Below are 24,091 nucleotides of genomic sequence, written 5' to 3' on the forward strand. Positions count from 1 at the left end.
CGGTTTTCCCTCTCAAACCATAACGTCTATACTTGTAGATGTGTGAAAATAACGTTATTACAACGGATTTGGGAGATGACTTTGCTTGGCTTATGATGAAGTGTTGGAACGCCGGAGTGAGATGCTGAAACGACGGATTGGCGAAATGATCGCCAAGGAGAACCAATATGGATTAGGAAAACAAGAGGGTCTATTTCTGCGGCGAATGATTAAAGAATGGCATCAAACCGCTCATGAGATGAACGCAAAAGCCTGAAATTTAAAAGGCGGCTTGATCTAAAAGCCGGTGTTCGTGGAATTCAGAATGGAACGAAAGAAGAGGCCAGTGACGGGGGAACCCCGGCGCTGGCCTCTTGACCTTTTACACGCTTATCCTACATATTTTGCAAGAGAGATTAAGGCGGTAATAGTTATGATATTGAGCAGTGTGGAAATGAGCACGGTCTGTGAAGCAAAATCCGGTTCATTATCGTATTCTTCCGCCAGTATGGTACTATTCACGCCGGTTGGCATTCCTGAGGCGATCAGCAGCGCCTGGGCGGGTACCCCCTTGAGTCCTAGCAGCAAAATGAGCAGTAATCCGATGGCGGGACCGATCAGCAAACGCAAAACTACGCTGACGTACACGTCAAGCCGATCCAGCCGCAGCGGGTATTTCACGATTTGCGCTCCTAACGTAAGCAAAGCGACGCTGACCATGGAATCGGAAATGTAACCCAGCGGCTTGGATGCGAATTCCGGCAGAGGCAGCCGGAGGACATGAAAAATAAGGCCGAGTACGAGCGCGTAGGGAACCGGCATTTTAAGAAAGCCGATCAGGGCAGCTTTCAAGGTCCCGCCGGTTTTGGCCCTTTGTACCGACATTACGCCGTAAGTAAAGGTAACGAGGCTCTGAAACGTCATAATGAGCGCCTGAAGGGATGACGCCAGCGGATCGCCTTTGAAAGCCAACTGGTTGATCGGCAAGCCATAATTCCCCGAATTGTCGAGAATCAGGCTGTTCGTAAAGGCGGCTCTCATCCCGCGGCTGAATTTCATGCGGCGGCTGACGATCATGCTTACAACGTAAAGCAGCAATACGTATAAAGCATAAAACAACGTAACATTACCCAGCAGCGCCGGCGACATTTCGGAATGGTACATGCTGAGGAAAACGACGGCGGGCGTGATATAATAAAAATTGATTTTGGCAAGGGTATACAGATCCAGCCGAAAAGCCCGCTGCATCAAGGCTCCGAGCCCGATCAGCACGAAAATGGGCAAAACGACGTCCAGCAAAATTTGAGCAATCATCTTTGATGTTCATCTTCTTTCTTTAGGGAGGAATGTTCATCTGCATAAAGGAAACAGCACGAAGGTTATTATATCACGATCTCGTGACAGGAGAAGAAGGGGAAGGAGTAAGGAGTGGATAATTTCAAATATCCCCTTGTTTCGATTTGACTCCGGACAAACAGAGCGGAGAAGTGGCGGAAGCTTTGTCCGAACGCGGATATGTACCTCGGCTGCAGCTCGCCTTTGTGACTTTGGAGATCGAACATGCACCGGAAGTGAAGGAAGAGTCGGAGATCCGGCGTTCCGGTAACCGAAGTGAATGTGGAGGACTATCTTGGTATGATCGCCCGCTCGATTGGCGGAGCAGCGTTTGACCGTGATTTGTTGGATCGGAAGAAGGGCTTTTTTTGCAGGCCAGATTTCTTGAACTGGACCGCATGGGTCGGAGAGGAACCGGCAGGCATGTGCTCCTTGTTTATCCGCGGCGAGGAAAGTTATAGGGCCAATGACTTTACGTTTCCCGGGTTAAGGGGGCATGGGTGCCAATCGGCACTGATCCGGGAGCGAATCAGGACGGCTCAAGCAATGGGGATCAAAAAAATGTATGCCGACGTCGAATTCGGAAGTATCAGCCACAACAATATGCTGAAAACCGGGTTCTCTACCGTGTTTGTCAACTCGTTTTGGATGAAGAAAAACGAAGCATAGCAGCCTTAACTAACTCCAACCTCATCGAAATATCTCAAGCCGGCAGGTTGCCGGCTTATTTGGCGCGGACTTTTCTAAGCCGGGAAATCATGATTTTGGTGATGATTTGATTGAGTACTTCGGATAGTACCAGTCCGATAGCGATGGAACCGGAGATCAGAAACGCCTGCGCGGCAAGCTGAATCGCCGTGTTATATTCTTTCTCCACGAAATTCCGCATGGCGTCATAGGCCATGCCTCCGGGGACCAGCGGAATGATTCCCGATACGCTGAAAATGATGACAGGTTTTTTGCACGTGCGGGCAAATATCTGGCTGACCACGCCGACGATGATCGTCGCCGCCACGGTAGCGTATATGGTATCGAGCCGGTAACCCAGCAAAATATAGGCCGCCCAGCCCAGCATGCCGGAAAATCCGCATTGCAGCAAGGTCCGCTTGGGGGCATTGAATAGGATGCCGAAGGCCGCGGAGGCAATAAAGCTGGTAATGAAATGCAGAACCAGATTCATAACAGGTCAAGTCCTCTTTTCAAGGTTATAAAATGGTAAACACGAACGCGATACCGGCACCTATGGCAAACGCAGTCAGAAACGCTTCGGCCCCCCTGGACAACCCGGAGACCAAATGTCCGGCCATCAAATCACGGACCGCATTGGTAATCAAGAGTCCGGGAACGAGCGGCATGACGGATCCGATAATGATTTTATCGAGCTCTTTGCCGATTCCGGCCATCACTAAAAGCGAAGCAACGATGCCGATCAGAAAGGAAGCGGTGAATTCCGCAAAAAATTTCACTTTGATCAGTCGATGAAGCAGAATGAATGCAAGAAAGCCGAGTCCTCCGCACACTACGCCGGGAAGGAAATCAGACAGGCTGCCCTGGAACATTAAGGTGAAGCACCCGCTTGATATCGCGGCTGCAGCGATTTGAAGACCCACCGGGTAGGCATGTCGCGATGTCTCGATGTCCATCAACAGGGTACGGGCCTCCGTAGCCGTGACATCCCGGCTGGTCAGCTTGCGGGAAACGTCATTCACGGCAGCGACCTTCTGCAAATCGGTGGTCCGTTCCACGATCCGGATCAGCTTGGCCCATCTCATGTCATCGGATTGAAACATGATGCCGGTGGGCGTGACGTAACTGTGGGATCCGGTTAGGCCCAAGGCATTGGCGATCCGGGTCATCGTGTCCTCCACCCGGTAAGTTTCCGCCCCGCTTTGAAGCATGATTTTCCCGGCTAAAAGGCATACTTCAATAGGCTCCTGTTCATCGACAGCCGCCGTGTCGTTCATCATCATGATCTCCCTTCCAACAACTTAAGCACATTATAGCATGAGCGGATTCGAAAGCGGAATCATCCGAGACGGACGTTAGAATAAATGTTGAATTTTGTCGAAGTATATCGAAAAATAACCATATTTAATACAATATAGCGAGTCCTTTCCTTATTTTTGTGATATGCTTAACTTGTCCGTACTAAATTATTTGGCTTGTCGGACTGATTACTGTTGAGAGGTAAATACGACATGCTTCAAAGTCTAATCAACAATTTTACTGTTTTGACGACCTTTTTGTTTTTTGGAAATATTCTATGGGGAAGTTGGCATGATCATGTCAGCCGGAAAACGATGAAAACCCGGATCTTGCTGGGCGTTGCTTTGGGGCTGTTCGGTATCTCGTTAATGTATTATTCTTTCCCGATAACCCCGACCGTCTATAGCGATTTTCGCCAATTGCCCATCTTGGTTTCCGTTTCCATGGGAGGCTGGATTGCCGGTTCGATCACGACACTAATCATATCCATCTATCGTTTATATTTTCTTAGCGGGTTGAATGCCGCCGCGATTATGGGGGCGATCAATGCGTTGGGCACGTTGTTCATAGCCGGCATATTCCTGAGAGGTCACATGCTGTCGCTGCAAAAATGGGTTCCTTCGCTGTCCTTGTCCGCGATATTTTCGATGCTGACCTTTACGATATTGCTAAAAGATGATAAATGGGTTCCGATTGTCACCTACGGTATTGTTTTTTTCGTCGGCGGCTTGTTCACGTTCATGATGATGCTGCATTTGAAACGATCTGACGATTCCATGCAAATCATGAAAGAGGCGGCGAACCGGGATTTTCTTACTGGCCTGTTTAATGTCAGGGCGTTCGAAATCATCATGAAGCAGCAAATGGCCGCTTCGAACCGGTATCGCGTACCTTTTACCTTATTGTTGCTGGATATCGATCATTTCAAGCAGGTGAACGATACCTTCGGCCATTCGGCCGGGGATGCGGTGTTGTCCCAGGTGGCAACCGTGCTGCGGGATACGTTCCGGCCCGGCGACCACATCGCCCGCAAAGGGGGAGAAGAATTTGCCGTCATTGTCGACGATTGCGATGCCGAGCAGATCGAGGCTGTCGCCGAGCGGCTGAGACGTAATGTGGAGAATAATGTGTTTCATCTGCCGGACGGAACCGAGATTAAGCTTACCATCTCAGCCGGCAGCGCCACTTATCCAAATATCGATGAATCACTGCTGTTTGAGCGAGCGGATCAAGCCTTGTATGAAGCGAAATCATCGGGCAGGAACCGGGTTTGCCGGGCATCCTTATAAGTCCGTTGTTGCCAAGTTAATAAGTGATTCATGGAAAAAATGTAGAAGGGGACTTCGCCGCGGCGGAGTCTTTTTTTATTTGACATGTCTTTCCGGTTATGGCATTCCGTCATGAATGAGAAGCGGGATTTGTTGGTAAAATAGATTCACCTGTAGGGAAGTTGACGGGATTACCCCGTATGTAAGGAGGGATTGGAATTGAGTTCGAAGACGAAAGCGCGGGAAGCCTCATGGTTATCCGAGATGATGTCGGGACAGGTAGATTATGAGCAGCGGATGCTCGGTTCTTCCGGTGATATCGGGCTGCAATATTTGAGAAGCTTGACCAATTCCGATACGATAAACCGTTATGTTATCGTCCCCGGTTATGAGATGGACGATGTACAGGCTTTTGAGAGCTACATCTCTTCTTTTCCGGGTACGATCCGGCCCGGCGAACGACAGCAGATTCTTGAGTATGTGCTGAAAGGATTTGCGTACATACAAATTGCTTCCCGCGGCTATTTGTTCGATGCCGTCAAGGTGGAGTCCAGCGGGATAGGCGAGGCGGTCAACGAATCGATCGTTCAAGGCCCCCGGGACGCCCTAAGCGAAAGCATTGAGATGAATTTGAATCTCATCCGGCGGAGATACCAATCTGCGGCACTGAAAGTGGACATGCTCACGCTGGGGAAAATGTCCCATACTTCAGTGGCTATTCTGTACGATACCGATCGGGTGGATCAACAAGTTCTTAAGGAAATGAAGAAGCGGATCGCCAATGTCGATATCGATATTTTGCAGTCCGCCGGGGAGCTTGAGAAGTATATCACGCCGGAAAGATTTCGTGTCTTTCCAACTATGGTCGTGACCGAAAGACCCGACCGGGTAGTTTTTAATATCGCGGAGGGGAAGGTCGCAGTCTTGATCGATTCCAACGGATTCGCTATCCTTGCGCCGGTCGTGTTCAACGATTTTTTCACGGCTATGGATGATAAAATACAGGTTCCGCTGGTCGGATGGTTTCTGAAAATCATCCGATATATCGGCTTATTTCTGACGCTGACGCTCCCGGCCTTCTATGTCACTTTTGCCTCTTACAACCCGGAAATTCTGAAAGTGCAGATTTCTTTGCTGATTGCCGGCAGCCGTGCGGCCGTTCCTTATCCCTCCTTTATGGAAGTCTTTCTAATGCTGTTGATGATGGAATTTTTGACGGAGGCGAGCTTACGGCTTCCAAAGGCGATCGGTCCTACGGCTACGACGGTCGGCGGTTTGATTTTGGGGCAAGCGGCCACCCAGGCCGGGCTGGTCAGCAATATCATGATTATTCTGGTATCGGCCGTTGCGATTTCCAATTTCATTATCCCATTAAGTATGATGGGCTATACCATTCGGGTAATTAAGTACGGCATCGTACTGTTTGCAATTACTTTCGGGCTGGTAGGCATCGTCGTATCGATCGTCGGGTTGATCATGTACTTATCGGGACTCCGCAGCTTTGGGCGACCCTATATGAAAATGTTTGCATTGGAATCCAAAGCAAGGGGGAAGCGATGAAATGGTAAGCAGTAAATATGTCTACTATTTGTTCCTGATGAACGCGCTGATCAATATCATCAATTTTGTTCCCCGGGTGCTTGTTTTTACGAGATTTCACGGGGCATTGCCTTCGATTTTTATATCAACGGTCATCGGGACTTTGCTGCTCCTCGGGTTTACTTATACGATTAAAGGCTTTAAAGGACTAGGGCTCCCGGAAATTTTCAATGCTACCCTGCCAAGGTTTCTTTCCTTTTTTTTGTTGATTTTTTATGCCTGCTTCTGGTTTACGGCAGGGATTATAACGATGATATCGTTTGTGGATATTACACTCCGCTTTATTAGTCCCGACATCTCCGCGTATGCCGTCATTCTCGGATTTTTGCTCCTTACCTCCGTTTGCTGCCGACTGTCCTCCGAATCGCTTCTGTACGCTCTTGAAACCTTGTTGTTTCTCCTTACTCCTATCATCGTATATATGCTTGTAAAAGTATTTATAAATCCGGCCTTCAATTGGGACGCGATTATGCAGATCGTAACGTTTACGTGGACCAGACCGAAGTACGTATCCCTGGCCGGTGCCACTTTTATCTTTTCGGGCTACTTCAATCTCGCCATCTTTAACCGGAATTTCAAACAAATTAAAATCCGGCACTTTTGGATGATTCCGGTGTTTGGATTGCTGATTCTGCTCGTTACCTTTCTGGTTCCCATCGGTTATCACGGGACGATCGGCGTGGAAGAACATGTGTATAGCTGGTTTTCTACAGCGGACTCCATCCGGATGGAATTGTTTATTATCGAGCGGGTTCTCTTTTTGTTTTATACGACTTACCTGACCCTAGCCCTTGTTAGCACAGTGGTTCATTGGCATGTAGGCTTGGAATTGTTCAAAGGCGCTTTTAAGTCGAAGGAGGGGAAAATGCCGGGCAAAAAAATGGACTGGTGGGTTCTTATCCCCTTCTCGGCAGCTACGATTATAATTATGAATTCCTTGGACCAGGTCAGACTGGGCCAGTTTGGACAGTGGTTTTTGAATATCCGCTTTTTTAACGAACTTTTGCTGCTGGCCGTGATGTTTTATGTAAAAGGAAGGAGCGCAAAAAGAACATGAAAAAAGGAATCTGCTGTCTGCTGGTTATTCTTTTGTCGGGCACCTTAACAGGCTGTCAGTTTAAGGACATCGACAAGCGATCCTTCGTGCTTGCGATCGGGATTGACCGTCCTGACGACCCTAAGAAGAAAGATCAGTTCGAAGTGACGCTTAAAATGGGCATTCCCGAAGGGGACCCGACCAAGCGATCCCAGGAATCGGTCGTTATAACGGAGATCGCCGAAAGCGTGCCTGAAGCGATCCGTTTGGCCAAATCAAAAGTGGATAAGGAAATCGACTTCAGCCATTGCAAGGTCATGATTTACGGGGAGTCCTTTGCGAGAAATAACATCACTTCCATTGTCGACTGGTCCAGCCGCCGCCGGGATATCCAGTTGATCATGCTTTGCGCGGTCGGAGTGCCAAACGCCAAGGAAGTAGTGAAAATGCAGACCAAAAGCGAGAGGCTGCCGGGCAATGGCTTGATTCTTGGGCTAAGTAAAGAAGGAACGGAGTCACCTTACATTAAAACAGTCTATTCATACGATTTAAAACGGAGGGTTACCGAACGCGGGCTCGACCCCTTAATGCCGATTGTTGAAGTGCAGCATCCGGATATGCTCGTTGTTGACAAGCTTGCGCTCTTCAATAAAGAAAAGATGGTCACCGTGCTGTCCCCGGAAGAGACCCGGATTTATAATCTGTTGACGTCACGCAATTTACGTTCCAGCTTCAGGGTAAACGCAGAAGGCTCTTCCTTCGATTATAATCTGGAAGCTTCGAAATCGAGATACCGGATTCAAGGGGGGAATGACGGAAAAGCGGTGATTCAATACCGACTTTCCGGGAGAGCGTTATTGGAAGAAAATACGGCAGGCAAATCGGTTACCGGGCCCGTAATGAGGGGGTATTCAAAAGCGGCCGGAGAAAAGTGGAAAAAGGAGGGGGAGCAATTGCTAAAGAAAATTCAGGCTACCGGGCTGGATCCCATCGGCTGGGGACTGCGCTATTATTCAAGAAACTGGGACAATGCAACCGAGCAGGAGAAATGGGAACGGTTATATCCTAATCTGGAATTCCAGGTGAACGCCGACGTGAAAATTAAATATACGGGAATGATTCGATAAGACATTAGAATTTTAATAGAAAACCCATAAATTCCTAATAAATTGTCATTGTTCGACTGCCGATAATAAGGTATTGTTTAAACCTATATCTATTTTCAGCAGAGAGAAGGGGCGTCATGAGAAAAAAATCAATATCGATCCGGTTGCGCATGATCATCTCTTATATGATTGTGCTGTTGGTCCCGAGTATAATTATCGCTGCGATCACCTATTCGGCCGCCAGCCAGAGGGTCGAACAGGAGCTGATGACCAGCGCTCAGGAAAGCGTGATTTCAGCGGATGCGATCGTAAGTAATACTTTGGACGGAAAGCTGGTCGACCTGGACTATTACGGCAAGTTGGTGACCGGTAACGAGGTAAACCGGGAGCTCGCGGACGGGGGAGACTTGATCAAGAGTAAGTTTCAAGAATATCAAGCTTTGAATAAAGATGTCTTGAACTTGTATGTGGGAACCAATAAGGGGAATACCCTGATGTCGTCCGACGAGGAGCTTCCCGATGACTTTGATCCGCGGAAAAGAGACTGGTATGTGCTGGCGCTGAAATCCCAAAAGGCTGTGATCTCGCCATCCTATTTGTCCGTTGACGGCAATCCTGTAGTTTCCGTTTCCCAAGTACTGGCGGATGGAAGCGGGGTTATCTCCATGGATCTGGATTTAAGCGCGGTCGCTTCGATGACGGATATGAACGTAGGCAAAGAAGGCTATATCTTTATCGTTGACAACAGCAAGAAGCTGCTCGTTCATCCGACTGCGGAAATCGGTTCAGAATCTAAAGATGAATACATAAACAAGATGTTCCAGAACGATAGCGGAAAACTCGATTATACGTTGCAAAACAAGCAATACAAGATGGCATATCATAAGAATGAAGCTACCGGTTGGAGAATCGGAGGAGTCATTAGCAAAGACGAAGTCACGGAAAGTACCCAAGATATCCGCAATACCGCGTTCCTCGTCGTCATCTTGTCCGTATTAGGCGCGTCGGTCCTCATCTTCATGAATGTTCGCTCGATTGTATTGCCGCTGGGAAAATTAAAAGAAGCGACCGGCGTTTTGGGCAAAGGCGATTTGACGAAGAAGCTGGGGAATTTCCGGGGGGATGAAATTGGCGAACTGGCGGATAACTTCCAGCGCATGGTGGATAATTTGAGGGGAATGGTGGAAGGCGTAAGGGACATGACGAATAGCGTGTCCGCTTCGGCGGAGGAACTGTCCGCCGGTGCCGAACAAACGACGAAGGCGATCGAGCATGTAACGGTGGCGATTCAGGATGTGGCTGAAGGAAGCGAACAACAGCTTCGCGGTGTTGAAAACGGAGCCGGCAGCGTGGTTCAGATGACACGCAAAGCGGAGGATGTTTCCGAACAAATGCAAGAGGTCACAAGAACGATGTCCGAGACCAGGGATTCCGCTAATCTCGGAGCGTTGGCTGTTGCGAGCACGGAGGAAAAAATGTGGGGAATCCATCATTCGGTTGAAGAACTGGCACAAGTGGTATTATCTCTGAGCGAGCGTGCCGAACATATCGGAGATATTATCAAGGTGATCGCCGGAATCTCGCAGCAAACCAATCTGCTTGCGCTAAATGCGTCCATTGAGGCGGCAAGAGCGGGAGAACAGGGACGCGGATTTGCTGTAGTTGCTTCGGAAGTCCGGAAGCTTGCCGAGGGTTCGCAGCAATCGTCCGATCAGATCAGGGAGTTGATCGGACAAATTCAGGAAGAAATGACGCAAGCTACGAGCACCATGGAAGAGGTCAAGGAGCGGGTTACCAAGGGAATGGAAGCGGTGGAGAAATCGGGCCGCTCCTTTGGTCAAATCCGTGAATCCGTCGTAGGCGCGGCGGAGACGATAGCTACGGCCTCGGCCACGATGGGCGCGGTAGTAGCGGAAGCTTCGGAGGTGGAACAGGTCATCGGACATATCCGCATTCTTTCCGAGGAAACGGCCGGAAATACCGAAACGATATCGGCGGCTGCCGAGGAGCAGTTGGCATCGCTTGAGGAGATGGCTTCCTCATCAACCGATCTCAGCAGCATGGCTGAACAGCTGCAGCAACTGGTCGGACAATTTAAAATCTGATCATTCAAATATAAAGTAGCGGGCGGCTCCTGAGCAATGATTTGCTCATAAGCCGCCCGCTTTGAATTTTTCATTATTGTGATTCATCGCCATCAAAGCCGTTCAGCAAATCCGTGCCGTGCATGGCATCCGGATCGGGAGCTGCCTGATCCACCGGACTGCCCGGCTGGATCTCGTCGGCATCGGGTACGTCCGGCAGGGCATCCTCTGCGCGAAGTTCCGGATTTTCTGCTAAAACTTCCGCATCATCGCCATGTTTTCCGGCAGGCTCGCTCAAGCCCTGCGTGATCACCGTATCGTGCGGCAGCAAATCGGCGTCCGGAATATCGTTTTCGGCCCGGTATTCTCTTTGTATGGTATATCGTTCGTAAGCTTGGTCTCCTTCGGTTTTCGGGTAATCCGGCATGGAGTATCGCCTCCTCGGTTTGTTTGTGTCCGAATGCAGGACAAGAAGCCAGTTGTAGTTAGTACTATAAGGAGTTTACCCGATTTCAAACATTTCAACCGGACTTCTATCTTAGTCAACTCCAATAGTGTAATTGACGAAACAAATAAAGAACCGCCTCGAAAAAGGCGGTTCTCTGCGATAAGTTACCGGATCAGAATTTAGGAAATACATATTTAACAAGGAAGTATAGGAAGCCGAAGAAAAGGATAATATAGGCTGCATATTTAATGAAGGTTGCCGCAACCATGCTGGGTTCGGATTTATGCTGGACATCTCTGCGTTCCACGTCCACATTGCTTACTTCGTTCCGGTCGCGTGGTTCGTACATGGTAATTCCCTCCTTTATCATGCTTTGCGGTTTGTCCCGGCCGATGTTGCCGACTTGACAGGCGGGCTCCGTTTGACTAATTCTTAAACGGCTTGCGCCTCAATGAAACAATCCGGCACCAGGGTAATGTTTGCAACGTTTTTGGATTATGGTTGACTTCACCGCAGGGGACGGATAAAATTTCACATGAACCCTAAGGGGATGGCCTGAATGATAGCAGGAGATGAACTAGTAAGTGATAACGATTTATGACATAGCCAAATTAACCGGATTTTCGCCGACCACCGTTTCCAAGGTGTTTAATGATTATGCTGACGTCAGTCCGAAAACCCGCCGCAAAATTTTGGAAGCGGCAGAACAATTAGGATACTTGCCGAATGCGCATGCCCGTTCGCTGACCACCAAGCGCTCTTGGACCATTGGTATACTGTTTAACGAACCTTCGGGCGCGGGGATTTTGCATCCTTATTTTGCCGGTGTCATTGAAGGATTCAAGAAGGTATCGACCTCCAGAGGGTACGATCTGATGTTCATTTCCAAAGATATCGGCGGCAAAAAAAGCAGCTATCTGGAACATTGCAAAATCCGCGGTGTGGACGGTGTTGTCGTCATCTTGCCGGATTTTACGGATCCATATTTCCTGGAACTGCTGGAATCAAGCATCCCATGCGTCTTGCTGGATCAGGAATCCGATACCAAGAGTACGGTTTATTCCGACAATATGGCCGGAAGCATTATGGCGGTCGAGCATTTGCACAGCCTAGGGCACCGGTCAATCGCCCACATCGGCGGCGGGAATACTTTTGCGGGAAAGAAACGGATGCAAGGGTATTTGCATGCCATGGAAAAGTTCGGGTTGAGAGTAAATCCCGAGCATATCGTCCAGGGAAGTTACGACTATACGATTGAAAGCGGACGTTTGGCAATGGAAGAGTTGTTGCAGGCGGGCGAGCGGCCTACCGCTGTGTTTGCTGCCGGTGACAATTTGGCGGTCGGAGCAATGATGGCGGTAAAAAGCCATGGGCTTAGCGTTCCGGATGACGTTTCGATCATCGGTTTTGACGACATCGAAATGGTTAAATTCTTGACGCCTTCATTAACTACGATCCGCCAGGATACATACGCACTTGGCAATAAGGCTGCCGACATGTTAATCTATACGATAGAAGGCGGGGATGAAGTTCAAGGTGATATGATTCCGGTGCAATTAATAATCAGGGAGTCTTGTCGCTCGCTCTAGAGAGTCCCTGTTTTTTTTAAGACAAATCGAAACCGGTTTCGAAAGGTTTCATTGTCGAACAATTCAGGTTCTAAGGAGAGGATTTCGAAATGGCAAAATGGTCCAAAGTCCTTACATCACGTGATTCCGGAGAACGCTTGCATTCTGTAGGGGAATTGACGGTTCAGGCCGGTGCGGCGGAAGGGAAGGACAAAGTGACGGTAAAACCCGAACAAACCTTTCAAAGCATCCTCGGTTTTGGAGGCGCTTTTACGGAAGCGGCGGCCTACACTTTGTCGCGTATCAGTCCCGAACATAGAGCGGAAGTGATCCGCAGTTATTTTGATCCGGAAGAAGGACTGGGGTATACGATCGGCAGGGTTCATATTCACAGCTGCGACTTTGCCCTCGGCAATTATACTTACGTGGAAGAGAATGATGTGGAGTTAAAAACTTTCAACATCTCGCATGAGCGGAAATGGGTGCTGCCGCTGATTCATGACGCGGTTAAGGTGGCCGGTAAAGACATTACAATGCTTGCCTCCCCCTGGAGCCCGCCGGCATGGATGAAAACAAACGGGGAAATGAATCACGGCGGCCAGTTGAAGCCGGAATTCCGCGAAGCTTGGGCGCTCTACTACAGTAAATTCATCAAGGCATTCCGCGCAGAAGGGGTACCGATCTGGGGCATTACCGTACAAAATGAACCGGCTGCCGTACAAACCTGGGATTCCTGCATTTACAGCGGTGAAGAGGAACGGGACTTTGTCCGCGATCACCTCGGTCCGACGATGCACCGCGAAGGTCTGGAAGACGTAAATATCCTGATCTGGGACCATAACCGTGATTTAATCGTAGAACGGGCATCGGCGGTGCTTTCCGATCCGGAAGCGGCAAAATACGTCTGGGGCACCGGATTCCACTGGTATGTCAGCGAGGCGTTTGAGGAAGTCGGCAAAGTTCACGACCTGTTCCCCGACAAGCATCTGCTCTTTACGGAAGGCTGCCAGGAGGGCGGCGTCAAATTGGGTGAATGGTTTACCGGCGAGCGGTACGGCCGCAACATCATCGGAGACTTGAACAACTGGACGGAAGGCTACCTCGACTGGAACCTCGTTCTTGACGAGACCGGCGGACCGAACCATGTCAACAATTTGTGCGATGCGCCGATTATTGCCGACACGGTGAATGACACCGTTATTTATAACAGTTCGTTCTATTATATCGGGCATTTCAGCAAGTTTATCAAACCGGGTGCGGTCCGCATCGGCCTGGCTTCGGAACCTTCCGGACTTCAAATGACGGCGTTCCGGAATACCGACGGCAGCATAGCCGTAGTCATTCAGAATGAAACCGGGGAAAGCCGGGAGTTTGCGTTAGAACTGGACGGAGAAGCCGTTTGCGATACGCTTGCGGCCCACTCGATCGCAACTTACATCATTGATTAAGATACTAAGACTAATAGACACCGCTTGTGGAGGTAAAAACAGATGTCAAATTATAGTTTTAAGCAAGGCGCGTTCGTGATCGATCAATTTGATCAAGCCAAGCCGTTTTCCAGTTTTCTTCCCGGTCTGGCCGGTCTGAAGGGAATTCCGATGTGGACATTTTACGTAAACCGGGGGCAGGCGGTTTGCAGCTTCGGTATTCGCGACAAGAACAGTCCGATCATGGAATTCTCCCCGGCGAACATCACCTACCAATCCGTATCGATGCAGGGCTTCAGAACGTTTATCAAACTGGACGGTGCGGAAACGATTTACGAGCCGTTCCAAAGCGCATATCCGGATGCATCAGCCAAGCGCAGCATGCGGATTCTGGCTAACGAGATCGGAATCGAAGAAATTCATGAAGCCAAAGGTCTTCGCACGAAAGTCACCTATTTTCATATTCCTAACGACGACTACGCAGCCTTGGTGCGCAAGGTGGAAATCACCAACCTTTCCGGAGAAACGATCACCATGGAAGTGTTGGACGGACTCCCGGAAATCTTGCCGTACGGGGTAGAGAACGCCGGATATAAGGAGATCGGAAACCTGCTCCGCAGCTGGATGGAAGTGGATAACCTGGAGAACGGCATTCCCTATTACCGCAATCGTTCCAGCACGCATGACGAGGCGGAAGTCAGCGAGATCCGCAGTGGTCATTTTTATCTCTCATTTGATGAAAAGGGTGATTTGATCAAGCCCATTGCCGACTTTGAACTGATTTTTGGCAGCAATACATCGCTCGGCTATCCGAACTGTTTCGCTGAAACGGAAATCAGCGAATTGGCAAGCAAGACCCAGTACTGCACCAACAAGGTTCCTTGCGGGTTCTCGGGGCTTTCCGCCGAGCTCGCGCCTGGGGATACCAAGCAGATTTACACCCTAGTCGGTCATTTCGACACCGTGGAGCGTTTGAATGAAAAAGCGGCTTCGATATCTTCGCCGGCTTATATTGAGCGGAAGCAGCAAGAAGCCCGGGAGTTAACCGAATCCTTGACGGCCGATGTGGCCACCAAAACCTCGATGCCATTGTTTGACGCCTATGCCAGACAAAGTTATCTGGACAATTTCTTGCGCGGCGGTTATCCGTTTATATTCGAAAACGGCAGAGAGGGCTTTGTCATCCACCTGTATTCCCGCAAACACGGCGACTTGGAACGGGATTATAATTTCTTCTCGCTTGCTCCGGAATATTATTCGCAAGGAAACGGAAATTTCCGCGATGCGAACCAGAATCGCCGCAGCGACATCTATTTCAATCCGCGCGTCGGCACGTTCAACATCAAAACCTTCTTCAGTCTGATGCAAGCCGACGGATATAATCCGCTGGGAGTGGAAGGCACCAGTTTCCATGTGCCCGAGAGCCGGGCAGCTCAGTTGAAAACGTGGCTGGAAAGCGCGGCGGCCGATCATCGGGAGGAACTGCAGCGCCTTTGCCGGGGCAAGTTTACGCCGGGCAAGCTGATCTCGTTTATTGCGGCGCATAACGTATCGTTAAATCTTGGCGAGGAAGAGTTCCTAACCGGCATATTCTCGCTGGCCGAGCAAGAAATCGAAGCGACCTTCGGGGAAGGTTACTGGTCGGATCACTGGACCTACAACATGGACCTGATCGACAGCTATCTTGATATTTTCCCGGACCGTAAAGCCCGGTTGCTGTTTGAAGAAAACGATTATGCCTACTTCGACAGTCCGGCAAGAGTGCTGCCAAGAAGTCAGAAATATGTGCTGAATGGAGAGCATGTCCGCCAATACGGTTCGCTTGTACATGACGAAGAGAAGATGCAACGGTTCGGCTTGACGCCAAAAGACACGAATTGGCTGAAAACCGGACACGGCACCGGCGAGGTGTACCGTACCAATCTGTTCGTGAAGCTGCTTTCCCTGTCTCTGGTCAAATTCTCGACGCTAGACCCGTACGGCATGGGCGTGGAGATGGAAGGAAACAAACCGGGCTGGAACGATGCCATGAACGGTTTGCCGGGCCTGTTCGGTTCCGGGATGAGCGAGACGTTTGAATTGAAGCGGATGCTGCAGTTTGTGCTGGAAGCCGCGAAGGAATCCGAAGACAGGGAAGTTGCCGTTCCCGAGGAGATTGCGGGCCTGCTTCAAGAAGTAACGGCATTACTGAACAAGCACCTTGAGGGTGGGCTCGATAACTTCGCCTATTGGGACAAAACGGCTTCGGCCCGCGAACAATACCGGGACAACATTCGCTTTGGCATTAGCGGAACGGAGCAGAAAGTTCGGCTTTCCGGACTTCTTCCGGTTTACGGTGCCATGCTCCGCAAAGTGGATTCCGGAATCGCCGAAGCGATCTCGCTTGGCGGGGGATTGACGCCGACGTATTTTGCTTTTGAAGCGCTGGAGTATGAACCTGTTCTGGACGAACAAGGCAAAGCCGTCATCAGCGGCTATGGCTTGCCGAGTGCGAAAGTGAAGAAATTCGCCGTCAAGCCGCTACCTCATTTTCTGGAAGGACCGGCACGCTGGATGAAGACGCTGGATGATCCGGAGATCGCCAGAGAAGCCTACGAAAACATCCGCCGCAGCGACCTGTTCGACGCTAAACTGCAAATGTACAAAACATCGGTCAGTTTGAATGACGAAAGCCATGAAATCGGCCGGATCCGCGCGTTTACGCCGGGCTGGCTGGAACGGGAATCGATCTTCCTGCACATGAGCTACAAATATTTGCTCGCGTTGCTTAAGAACGGATTAACGGAGCAGTTTTTCGCGGAAATCAAAACCTCGCTGATTCCGTTCCTCGATCCGGAAGTTTACGGCCGCAGTACGCTGGAAAATTCATCGTTTATCGCCTCCAGCGTGAATCCGGACCCGCAGGTACACGGCAGAGGTTTTGTGGCAAGGCTCAGCGGATCGACCGCCGAATTTATCAGCATGTGGATTGCGATGATGGCCGGCAAGCACGTATTCCGGGTTCAGGATAACGAGCTGCAGCTCCATTTCAATCCGTCTCTGCCAGGCTGGTTGTTTGACGAGCAAGGCGACGTCTCGTTCAAGTTCCTCGGCGCGGCAGAGGTTACTTATCATAACCCGGGCAAAGGGGACACTTACGGCGAACAGGCTGTATCGATCCGCAAAATTACTTTGCAAAAAATCGACGGAACTAAAATAGACATAGAAGGTGCCGTGATCGGCGGCGTTCTTGCGGAGGAAGTACGCAGCGGACTCGTCGCAAAAATCGATATGGAATTGGCGTAATATAACATAGGTTATAGAGCACATTAGTGATAAGATAGGGGCTGTCCCGGGTTGTAGTTTTATACTGCACCGGGAGGGTCCCTTCTTTTTTTTGCCGCTATCTTTAATCGATTTGAAACTATTTTCAAAGGTGGAAAAACTATTCATAGATTAAAATGGTTAATAACGGTAAAATAATTCTGTTGCGTGTCCTATTTGAAATTCATATTAATTTCCATAATATTGAAGGTTTATCGTTTAATTGTATCGAATTAATTAGAGTAGCTCTTAATTTATTGGCAGGGGTGCTGGAATGAAGGCTTTTTTTAAAGCGTTTGCCATCTTGATTGTACTTAGTGTTGTAGCGACTTGTGCATTTTTAATGGAAAGTCCGGAGCGGAAAAGCGCGGACGAGCAATCAATTACCGAATGGCAAGTTGTATGGACCGAAGAATTTGATCCTGAAATAGATATAAATCAGTTGGAAGCTATGCAAAACTGGGAGAATGTTAAAGCGGTAGGCTTAGACCCGGAACGTCCGGCAGGAGCAGAGGGACAATGGGTAAAGATCGATATCCCAACTTTCCAAGCAGGATCCCCGGCGCTTTTGTTTGAGAAGATTTACGGACGTCATGTAGTAATCCGGTCTCACGACGAGACCATTTACGAATCCAACCGATCTTATAATTATTCTATAAATACCATTTTGCTGCCGATGGACCACTCTTATGAAGGAGAGTCCATTTATATCGGAATCAAGTCGGGAACACGCATTGGATTGCAGAGCAAAGTACTGGTAGGAGATTACAAGGAATTACAAAATACTTTCATCAAGAACAATATGACCGATTTTATTATCGGCAGCGCCTTGATTTTCATCGCTGTCGTTATGCTGATCTGTTCCTTGTTCCTTAAAAATGAAAATATGTACAGCTGGTTTTCTTTGTGTTTGGTCATATTATTCAGCGGAACTATAGTTATTACATACTCTTCGTTCCTATATTCGCTCTTTGGCAAATACGGAAACCTGTATGTTCTTTTGTTCGACTTGTCACTTTTTATGCTGCTTCCTTCTTTTACAAGCTTTTTTGAAAGCATATTCGGCAGGGGCTACAAATCAATCATCACCAAATTTCGGAAGTTTCAGGTCGGATATTCCCTGTTCTGCATCCTTTTTATGGCGATCAACTTGTTGAGCAACAATCAATTTTATGATCAATACCGATTGGCCTCCGGCACATTGATCGGATTGTTTATGATCATTCAATTTATCTTATTGGTTTCGATTGCGACGATTTATACGATCCGGGGGAATCAAGAGGCGATCATATTTACGATCGGATTTGCTATTTTTGCGATTCTAGGATCGGGAGAATTGTTGTGGTTTTATTTTAAGTCGGCATACTATGATCTCTTTCTGTGGAAATGGGGCGTAGTTTGTTTCCTGATTGCACTAATTATTATTCTCGGCAAAAGATTTGCCCGTAATCATGAACAGGTGGTGGAGTACTCCAAGCAATTGGAGATGTTTAACAATGAGCTCCAGCGTTCCGAGAAAATGGAGATCATCAGCGAACTGGCGGCTTCCGTAGCTCACGAAGTACGCAATCCGCTTCAGGTGACCCGGGGATTCTTGCAGTTGCTTGTGGCGAAGCAAAATTCCGCGGATAAAGTGTATCTCAGCATGGCGCTGGAGGAGCTGGATCGGGCATCCGCGATTATTACGGATTTCCTCACATTCGCCAAGCCGGAAGTCGGTAAAGTAACCACGCTGAACGTACTGAACGAGTTCATTCATATCGAAGGCATCCTGATTCCTATGGCCAATCTTCAAGGCGGCAAAATTTCCGTGCACATCCCTCAGGATCTGCATATCAAAGGGAATTCTTCAAAATTCAAACAGGCTTTTATTAATATCATTAAAAACAGCATCGAATCCCTGCACGGAGAAGGGGAGATTCATGTGTGGTCGTATGAAGAGAACGGGGACGTTTGCATTCATATCAAGGATACCGGCGAAGGAATGGACGAGGAGGTGCTGGCTCGTCTGGGAGAGCCTTACTTCTCCAACAAGACCAAGGGGACGGGACTAGGGCTTATGGTGACGTTCCGGATTATCGAAGTCATGAACGGCAGAATTGAATTTAAAAGTGAAAAAGGAGTAGGGACGGAGGCCGTAGTCCGGTTTCCCGCAGTGAAAAACGCGTAAGAAACCGGAGCTTAGCTTCTCGCCGCTACCCCTGATTATGAATAACTGGAAGTTTAATCTCCCCAAACCGCGTTTGGTTTAACTTCGGACTTAATAACATTGGCTGGACTTGGAGGCAGTACGAGGTAGAATTCGTCGGAATTCTCTTCTACTGTCTTTACTTTAATGTGATCCGGGAGAATTACACCGAGTGCCTCCTGGATTGCTGCCTTAGGATCAGCGAGTAATTTTGCCTTGAAACTTGGATCTTGCCATGCTTTTTCAATCACACGTGTTTGAAGGAGAGCTCCTGATGTCATAGAATCACCCTTTCTGAATAAAATGGTTATATTTTCCTTTCTAGTATACCATGAATCTTGTTGAAAATCCAGGAAAGTTACATATTCTTGGAGAGCCAATACCCTAAACCGCCACTTTGCAGCAAAATTCTTTCCTTTTCGATTTCGCTGGCGCCTTCTTTTAAATTGTCCCGCAAACTCTCATGAAATTGATATAAGCCGGGTAGCGAAGTTTTGTAATCCTGAAGTGATTCATGGTTCCGTTCCGCATGTTCCGCCAGGATATCGAGCACGTTTTGAACGGTAATCGCTTGCCTGATTTCTTCCGAAACAGGCCGGCGTTCACGCGGAATTTTCAATTCGGTTTGAACGATCGAAACCAGGGAATTGTAGCTTCCCTCGTTGAGATCCTTCTCCCAATCCTGCCAGTCATCTAGCAATTGCAGGGTAACCAGAACGTTATCAACTGCCTGTTCCAGACGAAGGATTTCCGCTTCCCTGTTTACAAGGAGCATAGAACCGGCTATGGTCAGTTTTACCGGAGCAGCTTTATGGCCCATTCGTACGGGATCTTCGTAGTAAAAGTCCGAAGTCTTCTCCCCGGATACCGCTTCGGCCCACTGTGAAACGTATTTTTTAAAATAGGTCCAAAAACGGGACTCTCCCGTAAAATAACTGCTGTAAATCCGGACGAATTCCAAATGAATGAATTCGGCTAGCGGAAGTTGACGGGACATTTTACTTTCCGGTTCGTCCATGCAAGCATCAATTAGATGATAGTACATCATTCCGAAGATGTTGGCGACCGCAAAGCGGCGGACGTCTCTGGAGGAGAGGCCGGCGTGTTCCTGCAGCCAGAACGGCAGAAGATAACATATGTAATTTTTGGATCGGTTCTCTTTCAGGACATGAAACTTGTCGAGATAATCCAGTGCCGGCTTCCGGAATGAGTCCGGAAGAGTTGCCAGGATGGCCTCCGCTTCCGTAAAAGCAAGCTGAAGTTCATGTTCATAGGGGGACAGCCACTTCAAATGTATGCCTCCTTTCATACTGCTTTTAAGACGATAAATTGAATTTATCAATCTAATTATAGGATAAGTTTGGATAAGAAGAAACCCGAAAGACGGGTCTTCGGAGGGATTGAATACGGTATATAGAATTATATAGTAAGGAACTAATGCAATTTTATAAGCAAATAACGATAGCATTGGAGGGACCGAGCATGCGAGGAAAAACGGTAATCGTCACGGGGGCCAATTCGGGGATGGGGCTTGCCACCACCGTGGAATTGGCCCGGCGAGGAGCGCACGTCGTGATGTTGTGCCGAAATGAGGAACGGGGAAGGACGGCGTGGGAGAAGGCCGTTCAGCAAAGCGGGTCGGATCGGCTGGAAATGATGCTGTGCGATTTGGGCTCCATGGAGAGCATCCGGCGATTGGCCGCCCAAGTGAAAGATCGGCATAGCGTCATCGATGTCCTCGTGAATAATGCGGGTGTCGTATCGTTGAAGCGGGAGCTGACGGCCCATGGCTTCGAGTCCCATCTCGGAATTAATCATCTGGGGCATTTTCTGCTCACGAATTTGCTGCTTGATCCATTGACTCGTGCCGAGGAAGGGCGGATCGTCAACGTATCCTCGGGCATATACAAAATAGGTAAAATCCATTGGGAGGATCCAACGCTGACTCGGGGTTACAACGTCGCCAAAGGGTATGCGCAATCGAAACTGGCGAATGTTTTGTTTACGCAGCAGTTGGCCCGCAGGTTGGAGGGAACAGGGGTTACTGCCAACTGTCTTCATCCCGGGGCGGTAGCTACGAATATCGGGGTTGACCGGAATACCGGATTCGGCAAGTCACTGGTGGGGCTATTGCGCCCGTTTTTCCTGACGGCGGAGGAGGGGGCGGAAACCGCAATATACCTGGCTTCGTCGCCTGAAGTAAAGGGGATTACCGGACAATATTTTTATAAGAAAAAGGCCCGACCAGTCGTCGCAAAAGCGGAGGACCCGGAGTCGGCCCGCAGGCTTTGGGAATGGAGCGAACAACAGGTGGGCTTAAGCGACTGACTTGAGATTAGCTCTTAATTTCTCAGGCCAATCCAAAGTTAGGGCTTTGCAGCATCTTCAGGAGAATGAACCGGCTGTTGTCTGACGGTCGAACCGTCGTCCAAACGGAGCCAGGTTTCGAAATTGCGCCGGCCTAGATTTAGCCGAATGAGGCGGGCGCCGCGGGGAAACCCTTCCTTGCCGTAGGTGTTGTATCCGCTGGCCCGTCCGTAGCAGAGATAAATGCCATGCAATTCTCCCATATAGTCGTTGATATGATCATGCCCGCAAAACGTCCCTACCACGTCCCCCGTCTCCAGCAGGGCGGAAAACATACCGGAGTTAACGGCCGGACTGCAAACTTGCTCGTGTTTATGCCCATAACAGGTCCGGGTTTCCCAAACCTCTTTATACTCCGGAAGCGGAATATGGAAAAAAGCCAGTGCGGGCAGTTTGCCTTCGTCTTGCCGCGGGTTGAGGCGCGAAGACTCGGAGATGAGCCAGTTGATTTGTTCCCGGCTTATCCAGTCATAGCCTTGAACTTGCGGATGCAGGGAATAACTGCCCGAATCGAGAAAATAAAGATTCGCGGCGGGGTTCCCCTGAAGGTCCCATAGTTGAAGGGAGTAATTCCCGGCGCCGGGAAGATGCTCCGGCCCGGCCTTTGCGACCGTTTGCCGGTGTTCCAGAACGATCTGCATCAGCTCTTGGCGGTTAATCCGCCGTTCCGTATCGTGATTGCCGAAGACGACGGCCCAAGGGATGCCGCGTTCTTCGACAGCGGCTACGGCCTCGCGGAAGGCTTGCTCCGGGTTCTCGCATTCGGGGTCTCCGGGTGGAACCTCGCCGGTATATATAACATCGCCAGTAAAGACCACGAGATCGGGATGCTCGATATCCAGAGTAAGTTCCATCAGCTTTCGGGTGCGCTGATCTTTTTCTTGCCCATCCTTCCAGTGAAGGTCCGTAAATTGTACGATGGTAAAAGTGCCGTCTTCCCGGAAAACTAATTGCCGGCTCATAACCGTCTCCTCCTTGCCATGGCCTGAATTGGCTTCATGTTGTTTGGTGTTGTGTTATGTTTTGCTAGTGATTGTATCCCCGGTGTGAGTACCTGTCAATGAAGAGGAATATATGAATTGCAAAAAAGAACCCCCGTCTTTAGAAGACGGGGGTTCTTCGCTAATTGCAGCGATTTGTCAGGAAGGTTACGCACACAGGCGTCGTTTTACAGGACGACTAGATCCCTGGTCAGTTTATTCAGCCGTTCATTGCCGTTTTCGGTGATGAGCAGCATATCTTCGATCATGACAGATCCGACGCCATAGCCGTAGTAAGGCGTTTCGATACAGACGACCATGTCCGGCTCGAGCACGGTGGTGTCGGCGGCGCTGAAGAACGGCGCCTCTTCCGTGGCGAGAGCCAGGCCGATGCTGTGGCCGAGGTGGCCGCGGTTGTAATCCGGCAGCCCGGAGCGCCGGATGACCTGCATGCCTTCGGCGAACAGCGCGGCCATCGGCACACCGGGGGCGGCCAGCTCGAGCATGCGGTCGTGTCCCGGCCGCAGCGCCGCATAGGCGCGCTTCGCGGTGTCGCCCGGCTCGCCGAGCGAGAACGTGCGGGCGATGTCCGCGCCATAGCCTTGCACGTCGGCGCCGACATCAAATTTGATGATGTCGCCGGGAGCCGCACGGTGCGGCGAGTAGACCGACGCCGGCGCGAATTGCGGGCCGACGGAGATCGTGGCGAAGCGCTCGCTGAAGCCGAAGCGGCGGCGCGTCGCCGCGATCCGGAACGCGGCCGCGAGCTCGGCCGCGGTGACGCCGGCGGCGATGCCTTGGATCGCCGCGCTGACGGCTTCTTCCGAAATCGCGCAGCTTTCCCGCAGCTGCGCGATTTCGAAGCCGGTTTTACGCGCCCGCAGGGCCGTAAATAGCGGAGCGGCCTCCGCCCAGCGCAGCAGCGGCAGCCGTTCCGCCAGCAGCGCGCGCGTTCCGCCGCGCATGCCGCCCAGTTCGGCGGCGACGACCGCGCCGGCCGTCAGGCCACTGGCCAGAAGCGTCTCGGCCAGCGCCGACAGCGCAGCGTCCGGGCGGGGGGCATCCGGACGCTCGCCCGTAAACAGATCCTTTCTCATACCGAAAGGATCGTCCAGATCGATCCATTGCGGATACGTGACAATGTCAAAGCCCGGGATGACTTCCGGCAATCCCGAGGCTTCGAATTCGCTCATAAGCAATATGGAGTTTCTTCCCGGGTCCCGAAAGACGACGGCGAACGCCGCTTCGCTCATCCGGAAAGTATACATAAACATGCTGGGTTGTCCGGACAGATAATAGACATTTTCCGCGCTGGAGGCGATCATGGCGTCCAGCCCTTCGCGTTCCAACAGGTCTTTTGCCCGGCCGGCCACGTTCAGCAGATGATTTTCTTTGAGATTCAATGGATTCAGCTCCT

22 protein-coding genes are annotated in these 24,091 nt (G+C 50.0%); 13 read left to right on the plus strand and 9 right to left on the minus strand.

Annotated elements, in window-relative coordinates; all coding sequences use genetic code 11:
* Window positions 1-85 precede the first annotated feature (85 nt).
* Window positions 86-256 carry a hypothetical protein gene (locus ACLB09_RS20480; protein ID WP_410771707.1) on the plus strand — a complete coding sequence of 57 codons (171 nt, stop codon included), beginning with the start codon at window positions 86-88 and terminating at the stop codon, window positions 254-256.
* Window positions 257-369: 113 nt separating this feature from the next.
* Here the strand turns inward: ACLB09_RS20480 and ACLB09_RS20485 are convergent, their stop codons facing one another.
* Window positions 370-1,293, minus strand: a complete 924-nt coding sequence (locus ACLB09_RS20485; RefSeq protein WP_410771708.1) for an AEC family transporter — start codon at window positions 1,291-1,293, stop codon at window positions 370-372.
* A 173-nt stretch (window positions 1,294-1,466) separates the two neighbouring features.
* Between ACLB09_RS20485 and ACLB09_RS20490 the strand changes: the two genes are divergently transcribed.
* Both ACLB09_RS20490 and ACLB09_RS20495 read left to right on the plus strand, forming a co-directional pair.
* The gene (locus ACLB09_RS20490; RefSeq protein ID WP_410771709.1) at window positions 1,467-1,649 is read left to right on the plus strand and encodes a hypothetical protein; all 183 of its coding nucleotides are present in this window, start codon (window positions 1,467-1,469) and stop codon (window positions 1,647-1,649) included.
* Window positions 1,615-1,983: a GNAT family N-acetyltransferase gene (locus tag ACLB09_RS20495; RefSeq protein ID WP_410771710.1), complete on the plus strand. Its 369-nt coding sequence runs from the start codon at window positions 1,615-1,617 to the stop codon at window positions 1,981-1,983. Before ACLB09_RS20490 ends, ACLB09_RS20495 begins: the two co-directional genes overlap by 35 nt.
* A 55-nt stretch (window positions 1,984-2,038) precedes the next feature.
* Here ACLB09_RS20495 and ACLB09_RS20500 read toward each other — a convergent pair whose 3' ends face one another.
* Both ACLB09_RS20500 and ACLB09_RS20505 read right to left on the minus strand, forming a co-directional pair.
* Window positions 2,039-2,494 carry a threonine/serine exporter family protein gene (locus ACLB09_RS20500; protein ID WP_410771711.1) on the minus strand — a complete coding sequence of 152 codons (456 nt, stop codon included), beginning with the start codon at window positions 2,492-2,494 and terminating at the stop codon, window positions 2,039-2,041.
* A gap of 25 nt (window positions 2,495-2,519) precedes the next feature.
* Window positions 2,520-3,281, minus strand: coding sequence for a threonine/serine exporter family protein (locus ACLB09_RS20505; protein WP_410771824.1), 762 nt, complete (start codon window positions 3,279-3,281; stop codon window positions 2,520-2,522).
* A 231-nt stretch (window positions 3,282-3,512) separates the two neighbouring features.
* Between ACLB09_RS20505 and ACLB09_RS20510 the strand changes: the two genes are divergently transcribed.
* The 5 genes from ACLB09_RS20510 to ACLB09_RS20530 all read left to right on the plus strand — a co-directional run bounded on the left by ACLB09_RS20510 (window position 3,513) and on the right by ACLB09_RS20530 (window position 10,414).
* Window positions 3,513-4,589 carry a diguanylate cyclase gene (locus tag ACLB09_RS20510; protein WP_410771712.1) on the plus strand — a complete coding sequence of 359 codons (1,077 nt, stop codon included), beginning with the start codon at window positions 3,513-3,515 and terminating at the stop codon, window positions 4,587-4,589.
* Window positions 4,590-4,787: 198 nt separating this feature from the next.
* Window positions 4,788-6,128, plus strand: a complete 1,341-nt coding sequence (locus tag ACLB09_RS20515) for a spore germination protein (RefSeq protein WP_410771713.1) — start codon at window positions 4,788-4,790, stop codon at window positions 6,126-6,128.
* Between the two features lies 1 nt (window position 6,129).
* Window positions 6,130-7,224: a hypothetical protein gene (locus ACLB09_RS20520; RefSeq protein ID WP_410771714.1), complete on the plus strand. Its 1,095-nt coding sequence runs from the start codon at window positions 6,130-6,132 to the stop codon at window positions 7,222-7,224.
* Window positions 7,221-8,330, plus strand: coding sequence for a Ger(x)C family spore germination protein (locus tag ACLB09_RS20525; RefSeq protein ID WP_410771715.1), 1,110 nt, complete (start codon window positions 7,221-7,223; stop codon window positions 8,328-8,330). The genes ACLB09_RS20520 and ACLB09_RS20525 overlap by 4 nt, the downstream gene beginning before the upstream one ends.
* Window positions 8,331-8,446: 116 nt before the next feature.
* On the plus strand, window positions 8,447-10,414 hold the full coding sequence (locus ACLB09_RS20530) for a methyl-accepting chemotaxis protein (protein ID WP_410771716.1): 1,968 nt from the start codon (window positions 8,447-8,449) through the stop codon (window positions 10,412-10,414).
* A 73-nt stretch (window positions 10,415-10,487) separates the two neighbouring features.
* Here ACLB09_RS20530 and ACLB09_RS20535 read toward each other — a convergent pair whose 3' ends face one another.
* Window positions 10,488-10,820, minus strand: coding sequence for a hypothetical protein (locus ACLB09_RS20535; RefSeq protein ID WP_410771717.1), 333 nt, complete (start codon window positions 10,818-10,820; stop codon window positions 10,488-10,490).
* 193 nt (window positions 10,821-11,013) lie between these two features.
* Entirely contained in the window at window positions 11,014-11,190 is a 177-nt protein-coding gene (locus ACLB09_RS20540) for a hypothetical protein (protein WP_410771718.1), read from the minus strand.
* A 235-nt stretch (window positions 11,191-11,425) separates the two neighbouring features.
* Here ACLB09_RS20540 and ACLB09_RS20545 point away from each other — a divergent pair, with 235 nt between their 5' ends.
* The 4 genes from ACLB09_RS20545 to ACLB09_RS20560 all read left to right on the plus strand — a co-directional run bounded on the left by ACLB09_RS20545 (window position 11,426) and on the right by ACLB09_RS20560 (window position 19,309).
* Window positions 11,426-12,430: a LacI family DNA-binding transcriptional regulator gene (locus tag ACLB09_RS20545; RefSeq protein ID WP_410771719.1), complete on the plus strand. Its 1,005-nt coding sequence runs from the start codon at window positions 11,426-11,428 to the stop codon at window positions 12,428-12,430.
* Window positions 12,431-12,519: 89 nt separating this feature from the next.
* Window positions 12,520-13,857 (plus strand): glycoside hydrolase family 30 protein, encoded by a 1,338-nt coding sequence (locus tag ACLB09_RS20550; protein WP_410771720.1) that lies wholly within the window; start codon window positions 12,520-12,522, stop codon window positions 13,855-13,857.
* Between the two features lie 42 nt (window positions 13,858-13,899).
* Window positions 13,900-17,121 (plus strand): cellobiose phosphorylase, encoded by a 3,222-nt coding sequence (locus ACLB09_RS20555; RefSeq protein ID WP_410771721.1) that lies wholly within the window; start codon window positions 13,900-13,902, stop codon window positions 17,119-17,121.
* A gap of 292 nt (window positions 17,122-17,413) precedes the next feature.
* Entirely contained in the window at window positions 17,414-19,309 is a 1,896-nt protein-coding gene (locus tag ACLB09_RS20560; protein WP_410771722.1) for an ATP-binding protein, read from the plus strand.
* Between the two features lie 53 nt (window positions 19,310-19,362).
* Here ACLB09_RS20560 and ACLB09_RS20565 read toward each other — a convergent pair whose 3' ends face one another.
* Complete coding sequence (locus ACLB09_RS20565) at window positions 19,363-19,608, minus strand: NHLP leader peptide family RiPP precursor (protein WP_114496820.1); 246 nt, start codon at window positions 19,606-19,608, stop codon at window positions 19,363-19,365.
* Window positions 19,609-19,685: 77 nt separating this feature from the next.
* A complete protein-coding gene (locus ACLB09_RS20570) occupies window positions 19,686-20,618 on the minus strand; it encodes a hypothetical protein (RefSeq protein ID WP_410771723.1) in 933 nt (310 codons plus the stop codon).
* Between the two features lie 191 nt (window positions 20,619-20,809).
* On the opposite strand from ACLB09_RS20570, the gene ACLB09_RS20575 reads away from it, so the two are divergent.
* The gene (locus ACLB09_RS20575; protein ID WP_410771724.1) at window positions 20,810-21,655 is read left to right on the plus strand and encodes an SDR family oxidoreductase; all 846 of its coding nucleotides are present in this window, start codon (window positions 20,810-20,812) and stop codon (window positions 21,653-21,655) included.
* A 38-nt stretch (window positions 21,656-21,693) separates the two neighbouring features.
* On the opposite strand, the gene ACLB09_RS20580 is transcribed toward ACLB09_RS20575, so the two are convergent.
* The gene (locus ACLB09_RS20580; RefSeq protein WP_410771725.1) at window positions 21,694-22,656 is read right to left on the minus strand and encodes a metallophosphoesterase family protein; all 963 of its coding nucleotides are present in this window, start codon (window positions 22,654-22,656) and stop codon (window positions 21,694-21,696) included.
* Between the two features lie 206 nt (window positions 22,657-22,862).
* Window positions 22,863-24,077, minus strand: a complete 1,215-nt coding sequence (locus ACLB09_RS20585; protein WP_410771726.1) for a M24 family metallopeptidase — start codon at window positions 24,075-24,077, stop codon at window positions 22,863-22,865.
* Window positions 24,078-24,091 lie beyond the last annotated feature (14 nt).

It is taken from the genome of Fontibacillus forbon, assembly GCF_046559655.1.
Classification (GTDB): Bacteria; Bacillota; Bacilli; order Paenibacillales; family Paenibacillaceae; genus Fontibacillus.

What these genes read in the sequence shown, in the direction of transcription:
- ACLB09_RS20485 (WP_410771708.1), bottom strand. Translation starts at nt 1,293, where the DNA reads ATGATTGCTCAAATTTTGCTGGACGTCGTTTTGCCCATTTTCGTGCTG.
- ACLB09_RS20495 (WP_410771710.1), top strand. Translation starts at nt 1,615, where the DNA reads ATGATCGCCCGCTCGATTGGCGGAGCAGCGTTTGACCGTGATTTGTTG.
- ACLB09_RS20500 (WP_410771711.1), bottom strand. Translation starts at nt 2,494, where the DNA reads ATGAATCTGGTTCTGCATTTCATTACCAGCTTTATTGCCTCCGCGGCC.
- ACLB09_RS20505 (WP_410771824.1), bottom strand. Translation starts at nt 3,281, where the DNA reads ATGATGAACGACACGGCGGCTGTCGATGAACAGGAGCCTATTGAAGTA.
- ACLB09_RS20510 (WP_410771712.1), top strand. Translation starts at nt 3,513, where the DNA reads ATGCTTCAAAGTCTAATCAACAATTTTACTGTTTTGACGACCTTTTTG.
- ACLB09_RS20520 (WP_410771714.1), top strand. Translation starts at nt 6,130, where the DNA reads ATGGTAAGCAGTAAATATGTCTACTATTTGTTCCTGATGAACGCGCTG.
- ACLB09_RS20525 (WP_410771715.1), top strand. Translation starts at nt 7,221, where the DNA reads ATGAAAAAAGGAATCTGCTGTCTGCTGGTTATTCTTTTGTCGGGCACC.
- ACLB09_RS20530 (WP_410771716.1), top strand. Translation starts at nt 8,447, where the DNA reads ATGAGAAAAAAATCAATATCGATCCGGTTGCGCATGATCATCTCTTAT.
- ACLB09_RS20535 (WP_410771717.1), bottom strand. Translation starts at nt 10,820, where the DNA reads ATGCCGGATTACCCGAAAACCGAAGGAGACCAAGCTTACGAACGATAT.
- ACLB09_RS20540 (WP_410771718.1), bottom strand. Translation starts at nt 11,190, where the DNA reads ATGTACGAACCACGCGACCGGAACGAAGTAAGCAATGTGGACGTGGAA.
- ACLB09_RS20550 (WP_410771720.1), top strand. Translation starts at nt 12,520, where the DNA reads ATGGCAAAATGGTCCAAAGTCCTTACATCACGTGATTCCGGAGAACGC.
- ACLB09_RS20555 (WP_410771721.1), top strand. Translation starts at nt 13,900, where the DNA reads ATGTCAAATTATAGTTTTAAGCAAGGCGCGTTCGTGATCGATCAATTT.
- ACLB09_RS20560 (WP_410771722.1), top strand. Translation starts at nt 17,414, where the DNA reads ATGAAGGCTTTTTTTAAAGCGTTTGCCATCTTGATTGTACTTAGTGTT.
- ACLB09_RS20565 (WP_114496820.1), bottom strand. Translation starts at nt 19,608, where the DNA reads ATGACATCAGGAGCTCTCCTTCAAACACGTGTGATTGAAAAAGCATGG.
- ACLB09_RS20575 (WP_410771724.1), top strand. Translation starts at nt 20,810, where the DNA reads ATGCGAGGAAAAACGGTAATCGTCACGGGGGCCAATTCGGGGATGGGG.
- ACLB09_RS20580 (WP_410771725.1), bottom strand. Translation starts at nt 22,656, where the DNA reads ATGAGCCGGCAATTAGTTTTCCGGGAAGACGGCACTTTTACCATCGTA.